The following is a 15,781-nucleotide window of genomic DNA, read 5'->3' as shown; positions in this document are numbered from 1 at the left end:
TGATAAAATAAGACAAATAACATTTTGGTAGTCCAATTTATTCATATATATAAATATTGTTATAAGGGGGAATTTATCTATGAAACGAATCAGCTTACGAAAAAAATTAATTTTTGCATTTTTAGCCATACTTCTCGTTCCAACTCTATTAATCGGATACACCTCCTTCAAAAGTACAAAAAGCCAAATTCTAAAGGAGCAACAAGCAAGTGCTACAGAAAGCGTACGCATGCTAAATACCAATATTACAAATACCATTTCTCCTAAAGTATTGGATATCGAATACTTTGCAAAAAAAGTAGATCAAACTTATCTATCGGGAGAAAAAAACAATGAACTAAAGGGTCTTTTTCAAGAATATATAAATACACACCCAGAGGTTGAATTACTTTATATAGGTACTGCGGATGGCAGAATAATAGATGAGCCTGTTCATGAGTATGAAAGTGACTATGATCCACGTGAACGATCTTGGTATAAAGAAGCAGTCGCTAACAAAGGACAAGTTACCATTACTTCACCCTATATATCAAAATCAACAAATAACATGGTTATTTCAGTTATGCAGACTCTTCCGGATGGATCTGGGGTAATTGCGTTAGATTTTAATATCTCTGTGCTAGGTGCAATTACAGAGGACGCTCGTATTGGAGAAACAGGATTTGCTTCCCTAATAGATAAGGATAAGCTATATGTTTCTCAGCGAGATAAAGAGAGCGGTTCTGAAGCAACAGAAAGCTATATTTCGAAGGTTTATGAGCAGGAGAAAGGAACAATAGTTGAAAATGACCGCCACTTACAGTTTGTCACAAATAAACTAACTGGCTGGAAGATTATTGGTACGATGTTTACGGCTGAGGCTACAAATGCCGCTACTTCAACTTTTAAAATTATTTTAGTTATTACTTTCTTTTCAATAATTATAGGTCTAATATTCATGCTTTACATGATCAAGTCTATTGTTAAACCGCTTAAACTCCTTCAAAATAGCGCATTAAAAATTAGTGATGGCGATTTAACAGAGTATATTGAAGTACACACGAAAGATGAGATTGGTCAACTAGGTGAAGCCTTCATATCCATGAAGGTGAACTTAAAAAAATTAATCCGCAATGTCAATCAGAGTGCCGAGCATGTTCAAAAGTCAGCACAAGATCTATCTGCTAATTCGGAACAAAATATTGCTGCTTCAGAGCAGGTGACGGAAGCGATGCAACAGGTGGCTATTAGTACAGAAAAACAAACATCGAGTATTGATCAAAATGCAATTTCTATCGAGGAGATAGCTAAAGGAGTGGTCGAGGTTGCCGATAGCTCTATGCAGGTTCTAGACCTATCTAGCCACGCTATTAATTTGGCTGAAGAAGGCGGTCAATCAGTACAGCAAACGGTTAACCAAATGGTTTCTATTCACGAATCTGTTGCACAATCAGATGCTATGATTAAAACACTTTATGATCGAACAAAGGAAATTGGCTCTATTATTGAAATTATTAGTGCAATTTCAGACCAAACCAACCTACTTGCATTGAACGCAGCTATAGAAGCAGCACGTGCAGGTGAACACGGAAAAGGCTTTGCGGTAGTTGCTGATGAGGTTCGAAAATTAGCAGAGCAATCCCATCAATCGGCAGAGCAAATTTCTACGCTAATTACTGGTATTCAACAGGACACAGCGAATTCTGTTCAAACCATGACAAAGGCATCCGTAGACGTTCAGGATGGTCTAAAACTTTCCGAAGACACAAGTACGAAATTCGAGAGTATTATCGCAAGCCTAAGAAGTATTGCACCAAAAATGGAGGATATCTCTGCATCAACACAGCAAATGTCTGCAGTGGTCGAAGAAGTTTCCGCTACTGCAATTGAGCTTTCTGATCATGCTAAGCTAAATGCAGCCGCGTCTGAGGAAGTCGCTGCATCTACCGAGCAAACATTATCCTCCATGCAGGATATCGCCTCTGCTGCAAAAGCACTACTCGATATGGCCGATGAGCTCCAAGGCTTTGTAAACCAATTTAAATATTAAAAAATAGCACGATGATAAAGGACTATCATCGTGCTTTTACTTTTGTCACTATTTATTTTCCTCATGACTAAATTGCCATTCAATTCCGAATTTATCTGTAAGCGAGCCATAGCACTTACTCCAAAAAGTTTCTTGTAGCTCCATACTTACCTTGCCGCCATCCTTCAGATTTTCAAAGGCTTTACGCATCTTCTCTTCATCACTAGAAACAATAGCTAATGTAACATTGTTTCCTTGTGTGAATGGCGATCCTGGGAATGTATCTGAGAACATTACTGTACTATCAAAAATCGAAAGTCGTGTATGCATGACAAGATCTTTGGCTTCCTCTGGTAATTGATAATTGGGATTTTGAGGTGAATCTCCAAAGGTCATAATTTCAGGCTTGTCCGTATTAAAAGCCTTCTCATAAAACGTTACAGCCTCCCGACAATTTCCATTAAAAATTAAATACACTTCTACTGCCATCTCCAACACTCCTTTGTCATTTTCTGAAACAATTCTATTGTACATGGATATCAAATAGTATGACAAATTTTAAATAAAATTGCTTATATAATAACATCCTTCTGCATGTATAGAATCGCTTTTATCACTTATTCTGCTGTTTTTCTATTTATTATGATAAAAGCTTTGACATTTACTCAAAAATCATGTAAATTACCAAATGACGAACGATTTAAATCGATTATTTAAAAATATTCGTATTTTAGGAGTGTATAGAATGGATAACGTATTTGACTATGAGGATATTCAATTAATTCCCGCAAAATGTATTGTAGAAAGTCGCTCTGAATGTGATACATCAGTTACTTTAGGTGGACATACATTCAAACTTCCTGTTGTTCCTGCAAACATGCAAACAATTATCGACGAAAGTCTTGCTGTGAAGCTTGCTGAAAACGGTTACTTTTATATCATGCATCGTTTCAACCCTGAAACTCGTGCGGATTTCATTAAAGATATGCAAGCACGTGGACTTATCGCGTCCATTAGTGTTGGAGTAAAAGATGAAGAGTATTCATTTATAGAAGAGTTAGCTGTTGTTAATCTAGTTCCCGATTTTATTACAATTGACATTGCTCACGGTCATTCTAATGCTGTCATTCGTATGATTCAACACATCAAAAAATACTTACCAAATAGTTTTGTCATTGCTGGTAATGTTGGTACGCCTGAAGCTGTACGTGAATTAGAAAATGCCGGCGCAGATGCTACAAAGGTTGGTATAGGACCAGGTAAAGTATGTATTACTAAAATTAAAACAGGCTTTGGTACAGGTGGCTGGCAGTTAGCTGCATTACGCTGGTGTGCGAAGGCTGCTACAAAGCCAATTATTGCGGATGGAGGAATCCGCACACATGGTGATATTGCAAAATCAGTTCGCTTCGGCGCATCCATGGTTATGATTGGATCATTATTTGCTGGCCATGAAGAATCACCTGGTGAAACAATCGAAATTGACGGTAAAATTGTCAAAGAATACTTCGGGTCTGCCTCTGAATTCCAAAAAGGCGAACGCAAAAATGTGGAAGGCAAAAAAATGTACGTTGAACATAAGGGCAGCATCAAGGATACATTAATTGAAATGCAGCAAGACCTTCAATCCTCTATTTCCTATGCAGGTGGCAACAAACTAGATGCCATTCGAAATGTAGATTATGTTATTGTGAAAAACTCTATTTTTAACGGCGATAAAGTATATTAATATTGCTAAAACCCAAACACTCTTGTTTGGGTTTTCGTAATTATAAAGCCTTTAACCAGGCTGAATTTCCATTATTGCCTGAGCAATAATAGAAGCTACCAGAGCAGTTCCTTGAAGAACCTGAGCAGTTTTTTTGGGGAGCCGAGCTTTTTTGGGTCTCACCTGAGCGCTTCTTCTGGGGTGCCGAGCTAGTTTGGGCTCTACCTGAGCGCTTCTTCCGGGGAACCGAGCAAATTTGGGCTCTACCTGAGCGCTTCTTCCGGGGTACCGAGCTAGTTTGGGGCCTACCTGAGCGCTTCTTCTGGGGAGCCGAGCAAATTTGGGGCCTACCTGAGCGCTTCTTCTGGCGAGCCGAGCTAGTTTGGGGCCTACTTGAGCGCTTCTTCTGGGGAACCGAGCTGTTTTGGGCACTACCTGAGCGCTTCTTCTGGCGAGCCGAGCTAGTTTTAGCACTACCTGAGCGCTTCTTCTGGCGAGCCGAGCTATTTTCAGCCTTATCTGAGGGATTGATCCAGGGAACCGAACTTTTTTGAGCCTTACCAAAGTGCTTCTTCTAGGGAAACCAAGTAGTTTTCCGCCTCCCACGAATTGTTCTTCCTTAAACTGAGCAGTTTGTACCTCACCAATAATTTTTGACACTCAACTAAGCAATTTTCAGGGTCACCAATCCTCCATTCATCATAAAAGAATATAACATTGCCCTTATTTTAAAATATTATCGTTAATTTTCGGAATTTTCTATTTTATTGAAATCCTTTGTATTATAATTAAATTAAGGATTTGTAAAACTTTGTATAATTAGACAGGAACGGAGGTTGTGCCCATGATGAAGTCAGTCCGTAACAAACTTGTCACATTAGCCATTATCGTCATTTTGATTCCTACAACTTTAGTTGGTACGGTAAATTACTTTGTGGCAAAAAGTGAAATTGATGAGGTAGGTAGACAAAGTCTAAAGAATGGGACATTGGGGATACTCGAAGTAATAGCTGAATTAGATGAGCAAGTTCAGCAAGGGAAGCTTACATTAGCCGAGGCTCAGGAGCGTGCTAGGACACAAATAGTAGGCAAGAAAACAGAGGATAATAAAAGATCTATTGATAACCCCATTAAATACGGTGAAAATTTCTATTTTTATGCCTTTAAAGCTGATGGAACAGTTGAAACTCACCCATCTCTTGAAGGGCAAAATATTTCAGACCTACAGACAACGGATGGTCGCTATTTTGTACGTGAAATGATTGATGAGGCTAAGGCAGGCGGGGGATATGTCCGTTATGACTGGGCATTGCCATCAAACCCTGATGTTGTTGCTCCTAAAATTACCTATGTAGCTACGGACAAGCATTGGGGATGGATTATCGCTGCTGGTACTTATGAAATGGATTTTAATGCAGGTACTAAAAATGTCCTTTACTACACAGTTGTCATGACTTTCCTTGCAACAATCATTGGCGTTGCCCTATATTGGTTCTTCTCTGGCAGAATGACTTCATACATACGCCGAATTATGGTGATGACTTCTGATATTGCTAAAGGGAAATTAACAGGCGAGGATATTCCTATAACTACAAAAGATGAATTAGGAATACTGGCTAGCAATGTGAATAATATGAAACTCAGCTTAAATGAAATGGTTGATAACACGAAAGACAGTGCAGGCAAAATGAGAATTTCCTCAGAAATGCTTAGCGCTATTACTGAAGAAACAACCGCTTCTGCCGATGAAATCCATCAGGCTATTACTGAAATATCGAAAGGAGCTGTCATTCAGGCAGAAGAAGCCGAAATGGCCATTAGCAAGGTTGAAAAATTGTCTTCTCTTATTTCAAATGCAACAGAAAAATATGCTGAAATTACGGAGGATATGAATAACATTAATAGCTCACAGGAAAATGGTAGACAAAAGGTCGAAATATTACAGCAAAATTCACATGAATTTACACAAGTCATTGAAGAATTGAGATCAAACTTCTCGAGCTTAACAGGACAAATGGAGGAAATTCATCATGTTGTACAAACAATTACCTCCATCTCTGAACAGACTAATCTTTTAGCCTTAAATGCAAGTATTGAAGCAGCACGAGCAGGTGAACATGGAAAAGGTTTTGCCGTTGTAGCAGAAGAAGTTCGCAATTTATCAGAGGATACGAATGAGGCAACTAATCGTGTTAGAAATTTATTAAAACGTATCGAAATCGATACTGCTAGCTCAGACGCTAAGATGATGCACACCCTTCAGCTTTCACAGGGACAAGCTACTTCTATAAGTGAGGTAAAAAATGCTTTTACATTGTTAGCTGATTCCATCCAGGGCATTACTGCACATCTTGTGTCCCTTGATCAGGGGATGAGTGAAATGGCTGAAAATCGTTTAATTGTTATTAATGCTATTAATGAAATAGCAAGTGTGGCCACTGAATCTGCAGCAGCTACCGAGCAAATCAATGCTTCCATTGATGAACAGAAATCAGCGGTCACTTCTATTATGCATTCCTCAGTCGAGCTTCACTCAGAGGCAGAACGTATGCACGAATTAGTAGATCGTTTTACATGATATTAAAATCCCCTACAGTCTAAGCTATAGGGGATTTTATAATTACATTTAAGCATAATTATATAAATCTTAGAGAATTACAGTTTATTAATTACACCGTGTAAAGTTTCCTTTAATTCTGCATCATGGTCAGAAAGTTCTACAAGGTTTCCTAAACGTTCACGTAGCACAGGGCGTTCAATTACTAGCTTTTCATCAAGTACTTGTACTAGTAACTCAATAATAAGACGATCGCGAACATTTAACGCTTCTTCTAAACGTTCTGGTGTAATTTTTGCATTTGAATTTGCAGCTTTTGCCATTTTAAAAACCCCTTTTATAATTTATATTCATGCACATCTATTTTAGCATACCGCTAAATTAATTTGAAAACATTCTTTCAATAAAATATACCAAAATTTTACAAAAATTTATAAAAACATTAACGATTAAATGTTATATTCAAATCATAATCGCCAGACGATCGACCATATAATTATGTTATATCGTCTTTTATAATGATTGGAGGAATTAGATGGATCAAAACAACTCAACCTATCAACAACTAATTAAGGCTGTGCCAAAGTCTTTACAATTGTTTCTTAATGTTTGTCTCATACTTCTTGCGCTTATATTATCCTTCCTACTTTTTAAAGAACTAGTCGAATTCCTTAAAATTATCATTTTCTCTAAGGATAAAGGCGACTATAAGCTTTTCCTTGCAAATATTCTTCTCTTCTTTTTATATTTTGAATTTATCACAATGATTGTTAAATATTTTAAGGAGGACTATCATTTCCCTCTACGATACTTTATATATATTGGTATTACAGCCATGATTCGATTAATTATTGTTGAGCATGACCACCCCATCAATACCTTAATTTATTCACTTATTATTTTAATATTAATTATAAGCTATTTTATTATTAACATTACACCACTGGAACGACCAGTACGTTCTTCCCTCTTTATAAAAAAAGAAAAATAGTTCGCATGGGGATGCCCACTATGGCTTCCCTAAAATGCTGTAATACACATCGGTTTATCATAGACATAGAAGAGTTGGTGTAATTTCTGAATATATCGCTCATCACTAATCTTTACCTTACTGAGCATAAATAGCTCTTGTACTGTAACAACTCCCATAGTTAGTGAGGAAAGCTCTGCAATATCTATTATCATCTCCACATCGCATTTATGATTGTCTACTATTGTCATATTGCCATCAATTGCTTTCATAACGATTTGCTGATTATTTTCTGGGAGTAAAGAATCCTCTACAGTAAGCTTAAATGTTAAAGTTTGATTATTGAAATTATGTGTTTTTAGCTCCTCAAAAAAGCCTCTGACATTGATAATACGATACATCAAACCAACTCCTGACACAGTGCTTGCATGATAGACACTTGGGATTAAATGATTCGATCCATTTCTTACATCTCCTAAAAAGAAATGAACATTTTCTTCTTGGGTGTTCCATTCAATTCGAGCAACCTGATCGGCTTGGCTATTTAAAAATGTGCTAAGTTCTAATAATGCCTCTGGTGTTTCATAAATCCACTCTTTAATAACTAAATTGTTAAGCAGGAAATTCGTATCACTTTGTTTAGTAAAGGAAAATACTAAATAACCTTGAATGGTATCCCCTTTTTCAACAGCAATCACATAATTTTGAGGATTTTTAAATATTGCTGCGAGCTCCGATTCTGTTTTTAAAAACATACCATGCCTTTTCATTGTAACTCTTTTATAGCAATCTGCTAATTTATGCTGATCCTGCACTGTTAAATACTTAAGATGCTTTTTGGTTGGACCTTTCGGAAAGCTGGAAGGCTCTACTAAGTATTGATGTATTTTAGGTCCATAGCCAAAGCCCATTTTTTTATAAAAATCGGGTCTAAAAGGATATAATGCTACAAAGTGTACTTGTTTTTCTAAAAATACTTTTAAAAAGTGTTCTATTAATTCCTTAGCAATCCTCTCTTTTTTGCGAAGTAAATCAACTGCAACTAAACCAACCCCTCCAACCGGAATTATTTTAGAAAGTAAATTCATTTCAAAATCATGAAGTCTCATACCACCAACTAGTTTATTTTCTTCCCATAATCCATAATAATGAATAGCTGCATCATTGTTTTGAAAAAGTGCCTTCAATTGTTCTTTTGTTGGCTGTGAGCCGTCCAGCCTTCCCGGATAAGCACCAATTACAATGTCGACAAATTGCAAAAAATCTTCTTCATCCCATAATTTATCTACCACTCGCATATTCATCCCCCTGTTCATTTATTGCAATCTAAAAAATTGTTCATAATCATATTTTTCACATTAATTTTAACTTCCGATAATAACATATATTACCACGAGTTAAAATAATACTGTATGATGACAGTGAGATGATCTAAGCTGGGTATCCTACCGGGGTCATTTCTCCTGAAGTCAACAATACATCCTGATTATTCACCTTCCTGAAAAAGTATATGCCCTTTTAAAGTCACACAATCGATTTGGCCTTGGCGTAATTGTAGCTGACGCTTTGCTTTCGCTACAGATAAACAATGCTTCCGGATTTTGAATTGTGCCTACACAATTCATTCCTTCTAAAATCTGTTGAATGAGATAAATAATTTATTGAAGGGAGACACTTAGAATGGATTTAATTGATGCCTATATTCATGAAGTTACAAAAAGGATAAGCAAAACGAAACGGGATGAAATTAGTTCTAAGCTAAAATCTACCATCGAGGAAATGTTACCTGAAGATTATACAGAATCAGATGTAAAAGAAGTTCTTATAAAGCTAGGAAATCCTATTGAGGTCGCAGCAAGTTACAGGGATTCACCAAACTTTTTAATTGGCCCACAAGTATTTGACACGTATATTCGGACAATAAAATTAATCGTCCCTTGGGCCATACTTATTACGGTAATCGTTCATGTGGTAGAAAATATTGTACGCTACAGCGGAGAAGATGCCCTTTTATCTACTGTGATTAATGCTTTTTCTATTACTATTGTAAATGTTATCACAGTGGTATTACACGTGCTGTTCTGGATTACAGTTTCTTTTATTATAATTGAACGCTCAGGTAGTGATGTTCCAATACCTTTTATAAAAAAACAAAAGCCTTGGACTCCAGATGATTTATTAAATAGTAAAGTTATCCCAAAAGATAAAACTATATCACTTCCTGATATTATTTTTAGCTTAATAGGTATTACTGTTTTTTCGTTTATCTATTTTAATGCAAATCATCTTTTAGGAATCTACTCTTCGCACGATAGAGGTGGATTGAAATTTGTTATGCCTATATTCAACCAAAATGTGTTACTGTCCTTTGCGCCGGTTGTTTTGATATGTATCGCTTTAAGTATAGCTTTAGCATTATTTAAATTAAAAGCGGGTCAATGGACTTTTCTAATTGCTGTCCTAAATGCTGTCCTTCAATGTTTAGGGACCATTGTCTTTATTCTTATGGTTAATCGACCTGATTTTATACACAGTGCAGCTATACCCTATATTGCTGCAATTACAGATACAACCTCTGCTAAGGTTTTGTTTGCTATAGATCGCATATTACTAGTCACTGTTGCTATTACCATCATAGCCAATGTAGTTGATATTTATGGCGGCTTTAAAAAGGCACGAATTCAGCAGGATTAGACATATTGCTATTCAAAGTCCATGAACTAGACACCTACTTATTCACTGAGGGCTTTTATACTTTCGATTACAGTATTTTACCAATATAAAAGACTTAATACCTAGCAAAATACTCCTTCAAAACACCAAAATACCATTATTCTCTAATGTTTTGTATAATAATGTAGTTGAGAGTTTTTAAATACACATATATTAATAATCTGCGCAACAGTACAGAATAAGGGGAAATAGTTATGACCATTCTTCTTGTAGATGATAATCAAGTAAATCTATTTGTAATTGAAAAAATTTTAAAAAATGCAGGTTATGATAGCTGTGTTTCATTAGCTTCTGCTTATGAGCTTTTTGACTATTTACAGCTTGATGTCCAAGATTCGACAGGAAATTCTGTAGATTTAATTTTATTAGATATTATGATGCCAGAGATAGATGGTATTGAAGCCTGTAAACGTATTAAGAAAAATGAAAGATTCAAGGACATTCAAATTATCTTTGTCACCGCTCTAGAAGATAAAAACCAACTTGCTGAGGCCCTGGATATCGGTGGGGTGGATTATATTACAAAGCCGATAAATAAAACAGAGCTTCTTGCTAGAATTCGTGTGGCTCTACGATTGAAGGCTGAATTAGATTGGCATACTCAGCAGGAAAAGAAAATACAATACGAATTAGATTTAGCAACGCATGTCCAAAGGAGTCTACTGAGTCCACCATTAAATGAGAATAATATTCAAATAGCGGTATCCTACCTACCCTCCTCTAATTTGGCAGGGGATATGTATTATTGGCACAAAATAAATGATCATCGCTATGCTGTTATTTTACTTGATATGATGGGACATGGGATTTCGGCAGCACTTGTCTGTATGTTCATCTCTTCTGTTCTTAGAGAAGCTGTCAAACAATTGATAGAGCCTGAATTAGTCATAAAAGAATTGAACCGCTATATGACACTTTTAAGAAATGGGAAGGAAGACAACCTTTATTACTTTACGGCGATTTATTTAGTGATGGATACAGAACAAAAAACAATCGAATATGTAAATGCCGGCCATCCTTCTGGCTATGCCCTTATTGATGAAAAGACACTTGTTCCGTTAAATCAAGGTAGCTGTGCTGTCGGCTTTTTTGATGAAATTGAAGTAAAAAAACAAAGAATACAATACGAGCATGATATACAAATAATTCTCTTTACAGATGGTGTATTAGAGGCGATGGGACCTTGTGAGATAGAGTCTGAGAAACATCTGCAAACGCTAACATCTGCAAAGTGGGATTATACACAATGTCTGATTGATAATTTATTACCTAAAGAGAAGCAAGACAATCAGCCTGATGATATGTGTGTATTAATGATTCAAGCACATGCTTAAAAAATATAATCCGCCTATTTATCTGTGAATCTAGAAAGATAGGCGGATTTTCATTAATTGATCTTTTGATATATTCTTTCATTTCCTACAACTTCTTTATATTTTTCCATAATATCATCAAAGCGCAGTGTCTCCTTATCGCCTAAGCATAAAAAACCCTTTTCACTAAGACTTTCATAAAATAATTGATGAACCTTACTTTGTAGTGCCTGTGAAAAATAGATTAAAACATTTCTGCACAAAATAATATGGAATTCATTAAATGATTGATCCGTAACTAAATTATGCTGTGCAAAAATAATATTTTTTAATAGGGAAGGATGGAAATACGCATACTGATAATCTGTTTTATAGTACTCAGAAAATGCATCATTACCACCTGCAAGCATATAATTTTTAGTATATGCTTGCATTTTGTGTATAGGGAAAGCACCTTTTTTTGCTTTTTCTAATACTTGTTCATTCATATCTGTTGCGTAAATAACTGCCTTATCAATGAGCTGCTCTTCCTTTAGCAAAATTGCCATGGAGTATACTTCCTCGCCCGTTGCACATCCTGCATGCCATATGCGTATTTCAGGATAATTACGTAAATATGGAATAACCTCCTGTCGAAATGCTTTAAAAAAACTTGGATTACGGAACATCTCAGTGACATTAATGGAAAAATCATTTAATAGCTGCTCTAGAAACTGTTGATCGTGTATCACCTTTTCAAGCACTCTAGTAACGGTTGGGATATTATTGATTCTCATTCTATTCAAGATTCTTCGTGTTATGGAAGAACGATTATAATCCCTGAAATCAAAGCCTGATAAACGATAAACTGCCTCCAGTAATAAATCAATTTCTAAATTTGTATGCTTATTTTGTAGTTTTTGCTCCAAGGGCTGAAATTGATCCATGCTTATAAACTCCCTTTAGAAACTAACCATACTCTTAAAACGGATAAAAGTTGATCTAAATTTAATGGCTTACTAATGTAATCTGAAGCTCCTGCCTTTAATGATTTATCACGATCGTTTTTCATGGCCTTTGCTGTTAAAGCAATAATCGGTAAATCCTTCAGCTTCATTTGTTGTCTAATAATAGACATCGTTTCGTAGCCATCCATATTAGGCATCATAATATCCATAAGAATAAGATCTACTTCCTGATTAGCTTGCATAATATCTAAGCACTCTATCCCATCTTTGGCAACTAAGATATTCATGCCTCTTTTTTCAAGCGCTGTTTTTAGTGCATAGATATTACGATAATCGTCATCTACTATTAATATAGTTTTCCCTTGAAATACCTCTACCTCTATAACTTCATGCAGCTCTTCTTCTATTCCATGTAACTCTGTTGTAGCTCCAACCTCATGAATAGCCAATTCAAGACATTGCTCCTCCTGAATTCCATTAGGCAGGCTTGGAATTGTTAGTGTGAAGCTACTACCATGCCCTTCTTCACTCTGTAAAGAAACCCAACCTCCAAGTAGTTTGGCAAATTCTTTACAAATTGATAGGCCAAGACCTGTACCGCCATATTTCCGTACCGTTGCACCGTCTGCCTGTTGGAACGATTCAAATATTAGTTGATGCTTGTCCTTAGGAATACCTATGCCAGAATCTGAAACCGTAATCTCTAACCAATCAGCACTTATATTCTGCATATTGTTTGTCAACTGCTCTTCTTTTAACTGTTTAATAGCAAGTGTTACGGAACCTTGCTCTGTAAATTTGAAAGCATTTGATAATAAATTTTTTAGGATTTGCTGGAATCTCCTTTCATCCGTATAGAAAATATCCACTACATTTTCTGCTTTTGAAATATGGAACTGTAAATGCTTTTTCATTGCTACAGGTGCAAATGTCTGCTCAATTTGCAGAGGGATCTCACTCATATTTACTTCGTCAAACATTATGTCCAGCTTTCCTGCCTCTACCTTTGATAAATCTAAAATATCATTAATGAGTACAAGTAAATCCTCACCAGAGGAATGGATAACCTTCGCAAATTCAGCCTCCTCTTCCGTTAAATTACTTTGACTATTTTCTGCCAGCATCTCTGATAAAATTAAGATACTATTTAATGGTGTTCGTAACTCATGTGACATATTGGCTAAAAACTCGGATTTATAATTGGAATTGAGTAATAGCTGTTCAGCACTCTTTTCTAATTCCTTTTTCGCTTTTGCTAGCTCTCTCGATTTGGATTCTGCCTCTTTCGTTCTTTCTTCCAACTGCTCATTAATCATTGTTAGCTCTTCTGTTTGCATTTGTAATTCTTCTGATTGTGTCTGTAGCTCCTCCGATTGTACTTGTAATTCTTCTGTCATCGCTCTGGATTCATTAAGCAAGCGTACAATTTCCATACGTCCTACAACACTATTCACTGTTAAGCCAAACGTTTCGACTACTTGCTTGACTAATTCCAGCTGAAGCTTACTGAAGTCCGTCATAGTCGCCAATTCAACAACTGCTATTACGTCCTTCTCAAATATAACTGGGATAATAAGAATACTTTTAGGTGGTACTTCCCCTAAGCCTGTTCCGATCAAACGAAATTCATCCGGAATATCCTTATAGATTAAAATCTTTTTTTCCAAGGCACATTGTCCAATTAAGCCCTGCCCAAGTTTAAAGCTATCCTTTCCTACATCAGTACTTGTACCAGCAAATGCAGCTTTTTTCACAAATTGAATATTATCTTCTGTTGTTTCACGAACATAAAAGGCACCAAGAGAGGATTGTGTCTTCTGTGCCATTTCAGAAAGGAAGGTTTCGGCTAATTTTGTAATGACCGAAATACCTTGATATTTAGTGACAATGTCCGCAATATTTGACTGTAGCCATTCTCTTTTTTCAATCGAATCTAAAAGCTCATTTGTAGCATCGGCAAGGGTATTTATTTCATCATTGGTTTTCACATAAATTCTTCCCTTTTGATTGCTTTTAGAAGCTGCAATTTCTTTAATTGTTTGAGTAACCTCTGTTATCGTTTTCACAATTGAGCGGGAAATTCCACTAGCGATTACAATAGCGATTACCGAAACAAGTACCAACAGCCCAAATAAAGCACTCGTTATATTGCTATTTCGCTTGTCTAATTGATTTGCCTTAGTTTGAGTAAATGCATTTTCAGCTAATCTAAATGCAGTAAATTGTTTCCGCATTGTTTCCATATCTTTGCGACCAACATCGACCTTAAAAAATTCCTTTAAAGCAGCAGTGTTATTTTCCTTCTTCATTAAAAGTGTTGGATTACCAGACGTTGCAATCCAATGCTCTATCGTTACCTCTATTTCCTTGAGCTTCTCTTGTTGCTTAGGTTTATTATCTAAGAGCTGATAGAGATCATTAAAATCAATTTTCCAGTTTTCGGAAGCTCTATTATAAGGCTCTAAATAACTTTCATCCCCGGTAATGATAAATCCTCGTTGACTTGATTCCATATCCAAGATGTATTTCTCAATTCGGTTGGTTAACTCCTGAACTTGAGAATCATATTTTATAATAAAATTTCTTTCTTTTTGTAAAGCAGTAATTTGATTATTTAAGAAAACTACTGATGCAAGTAAACAAAGTATGATAACAATATAACCTAATGTAATTTTAGTTCGTATACCTAGCTTTAATTTATTGAGCATTTGTTTTCCTACCTTTACCTGTCATATTCATCTATTATTAGTATAATTGTATTCACTAACGTCGCATGAATTTTGATTGAATTTTCTGTTTTCAATTTCTTGCGTTTTTAAGAAATTGAAAGACACTTAAACAAAAGTAGTAAACACCCTTTTTTTACTATAACCTTTGACTGGGGCAACTGAGGATTCAAAATCCTTATGGTACTGTATTTCCTTCTATTTTCCGAAGCCAAATACGTGCCGGTTTCCATAGTACTGCTTTTAAGTACCTACTAATTTGTAGATACGTCCGTGAACTGTTTGTGTGAAGCTGTGCTAGCACGTTTAAGCAGTATACGATCATCGCAATGAACACCTGATTGTGCACAGCTTGCTCGCTTTGCCCGTAGAACTTTTTAATGTTTAGATGCTGTTTCATCCACTTGAAAAACAGCTCAATTGCCCAGCGTGACTTATACAGTTCAGCGACTTCATCTGCACTTAAATCAAAACGATTTGTTATCAGATATAGCTCTTTACCATTTGGATCCAGTATTTCGATACGGCGAAATACATTTTCAGCACGATTTTGCGTGTTGCCAATCAGAATCATTTCATCCGATAACACAGATGACTGTTCAGATACTTCAAACGATTCAACCACACGTGTTACGGCGTTTTTTCGTAAGCGTGAGACAAAGAAAAATCCATCATCTGTCATGCGGTCAAAACGCTCATAATCTAAGTAGCCTCGGTCAAACACGTACATGCATTCCTTGTCATCAACGAGAATTTCAAGCTGACCACGATCATGTTCTTTCGCTTTCGTTAACACCGCTTTATCAGGGTACGAACAAC

12 protein-coding genes are annotated in these 15,781 nt (G+C 36.1%); 6 read left to right on the top strand and 6 right to left on the bottom strand.

The annotated features are described in order from the left end of the window. Nucleotides 1–79: 79 nt before the first annotated feature. Nucleotides 80–2,029 (top strand): methyl-accepting chemotaxis protein, encoded by a 1,950-nt coding sequence (locus B2R82_RS14330; RefSeq protein ID WP_286925499.1) that lies wholly within the window; start codon nt 80–82, stop codon nt 2,027–2,029. A gap of 48 nt (nt 2,030–2,077) precedes the next feature. Here B2R82_RS14330 and B2R82_RS14325 read toward each other — a convergent pair whose 3' ends face one another. Next, the gene (locus tag B2R82_RS14325) at nt 2,078–2,497 is read right to left on the bottom strand and encodes a VOC family protein (protein WP_286925498.1); all 420 of its coding nucleotides are present in this window, start codon (nt 2,495–2,497) and stop codon (nt 2,078–2,080) included. A gap of 256 nt (nt 2,498–2,753) precedes the next feature. On the opposite strand from B2R82_RS14325, the gene guaC reads away from it, so the two are divergent. Next, nucleotides 2,754–3,737, top strand: coding sequence for a GMP reductase (guaC, locus tag B2R82_RS14320; RefSeq protein ID WP_286925497.1), 984 nt, complete (start codon nt 2,754–2,756; stop codon nt 3,735–3,737). Nucleotides 3,738–4,560: 823 nt separating this feature from the next. Next, nucleotides 4,561–6,294: a methyl-accepting chemotaxis protein gene (locus tag B2R82_RS14315; protein ID WP_286925496.1), complete on the top strand. Its 1,734-nt coding sequence runs from the start codon at nt 4,561–4,563 to the stop codon at nt 6,292–6,294. Between the two features lie 77 nt (nt 6,295–6,371). Here the strand turns inward: B2R82_RS14315 and B2R82_RS14310 are convergent, their stop codons facing one another. After that, nucleotides 6,372–6,596 (bottom strand): hypothetical protein, encoded by a 225-nt coding sequence (locus B2R82_RS14310; RefSeq protein ID WP_054771635.1) that lies wholly within the window; start codon nt 6,594–6,596, stop codon nt 6,372–6,374. A gap of 212 nt (nt 6,597–6,808) precedes the next feature. Between B2R82_RS14310 and psiE the strand changes: the two genes are divergently transcribed. Beyond that, on the top strand, nt 6,809–7,264 hold the full coding sequence (psiE, locus tag B2R82_RS14305) for a phosphate-starvation-inducible protein PsiE (RefSeq protein ID WP_286925494.1): 456 nt from the start codon (nt 6,809–6,811) through the stop codon (nt 7,262–7,264). A gap of 29 nt (nt 7,265–7,293) precedes the next feature. Here psiE and B2R82_RS14300 read toward each other — a convergent pair whose 3' ends face one another. Next, nucleotides 7,294–8,541, bottom strand: a complete 1,248-nt coding sequence (locus B2R82_RS14300) for a GNAT family N-acetyltransferase (RefSeq protein WP_286925493.1) — start codon at nt 8,539–8,541, stop codon at nt 7,294–7,296. A 382-nt stretch (nt 8,542–8,923) separates the two neighbouring features. Between B2R82_RS14300 and B2R82_RS14295 the strand changes: the two genes are divergently transcribed. Both B2R82_RS14295 and B2R82_RS14290 read left to right on the top strand, forming a co-directional pair. Continuing rightward, a complete protein-coding gene (locus B2R82_RS14295; protein WP_286925492.1) occupies nt 8,924–9,937 on the top strand; it encodes a hypothetical protein in 1,014 nt (337 codons plus the stop codon). A gap of 233 nt (nt 9,938–10,170) precedes the next feature. After that, nucleotides 10,171–11,310 carry a PP2C family protein-serine/threonine phosphatase gene (locus B2R82_RS14290; protein ID WP_286925491.1) on the top strand — a complete coding sequence of 380 codons (1,140 nt, stop codon included), beginning with the start codon at nt 10,171–10,173 and terminating at the stop codon, nt 11,308–11,310. A 53-nt stretch (nt 11,311–11,363) separates the two neighbouring features. On the opposite strand, the gene B2R82_RS14285 is transcribed toward B2R82_RS14290, so the two are convergent. The 3 genes from B2R82_RS14285 to B2R82_RS14275 form a co-directional block, all read right to left on the bottom strand. Then, on the bottom strand, nt 11,364–12,215 hold the full coding sequence (locus tag B2R82_RS14285) for a CheR family methyltransferase (protein ID WP_286925490.1): 852 nt from the start codon (nt 12,213–12,215) through the stop codon (nt 11,364–11,366). Between the two features lie 2 nt (nt 12,216–12,217). Then, nucleotides 12,218–14,944, bottom strand: a complete 2,727-nt coding sequence (locus tag B2R82_RS14280) for an ATP-binding protein (protein ID WP_286925489.1) — start codon at nt 14,942–14,944, stop codon at nt 12,218–12,220. 196 nt (nt 14,945–15,140) lie between these two features. After that, nucleotides 15,141–15,781 (bottom strand): IS4 family transposase (locus B2R82_RS14275; protein WP_286925488.1); only part of this gene is annotated, 641 nt, incomplete at its 5' end.

The sequence above is a fragment of the Lysinibacillus sp. UBA6686 genome (assembly GCF_002455205.1).
In the GTDB taxonomy this organism is placed as follows: Bacteria; Bacillota; Bacilli; order Bacillales_A; family Planococcaceae; genus Lysinibacillus; species Lysinibacillus pakistanensis.
This window is presented reverse-complemented; position numbering and strand designations above follow the sequence as displayed.

Excerpts from the sequence above, each read along its gene's own strand:
- B2R82_RS14330 (WP_286925499.1), top strand. The coding sequence starts at position 80 with ATGAAACGAATCAGCTTACGAAAAAAATTAATTTTTGCATTTTTAGCC.
- B2R82_RS14325 (WP_286925498.1), bottom strand. The coding sequence starts at position 2,497 with ATGGCAGTAGAAGTGTATTTAATTTTTAATGGAAATTGTCGGGAGGCT.
- guaC (WP_286925497.1), top strand. The coding sequence starts at position 2,754 with ATGGATAACGTATTTGACTATGAGGATATTCAATTAATTCCCGCAAAA.
- B2R82_RS14315 (WP_286925496.1), top strand. The coding sequence starts at position 4,561 with ATGATGAAGTCAGTCCGTAACAAACTTGTCACATTAGCCATTATCGTC.
- B2R82_RS14310 (WP_054771635.1), bottom strand. The coding sequence starts at position 6,596 with ATGGCAAAAGCTGCAAATTCAAATGCAAAAATTACACCAGAACGTTTA.
- psiE (WP_286925494.1), top strand. The coding sequence starts at position 6,809 with ATGGATCAAAACAACTCAACCTATCAACAACTAATTAAGGCTGTGCCA.
- B2R82_RS14300 (WP_286925493.1), bottom strand. The coding sequence starts at position 8,541 with ATGCGAGTGGTAGATAAATTATGGGATGAAGAAGATTTTTTGCAATTT.
- B2R82_RS14295 (WP_286925492.1), top strand. The coding sequence starts at position 8,924 with ATGGATTTAATTGATGCCTATATTCATGAAGTTACAAAAAGGATAAGC.
- B2R82_RS14290 (WP_286925491.1), top strand. The coding sequence starts at position 10,171 with ATGACCATTCTTCTTGTAGATGATAATCAAGTAAATCTATTTGTAATT.
- B2R82_RS14285 (WP_286925490.1), bottom strand. The coding sequence starts at position 12,215 with ATGGATCAATTTCAGCCCTTGGAGCAAAAACTACAAAATAAGCATACA.
- B2R82_RS14280 (WP_286925489.1), bottom strand. The coding sequence starts at position 14,944 with ATGCTCAATAAATTAAAGCTAGGTATACGAACTAAAATTACATTAGGT.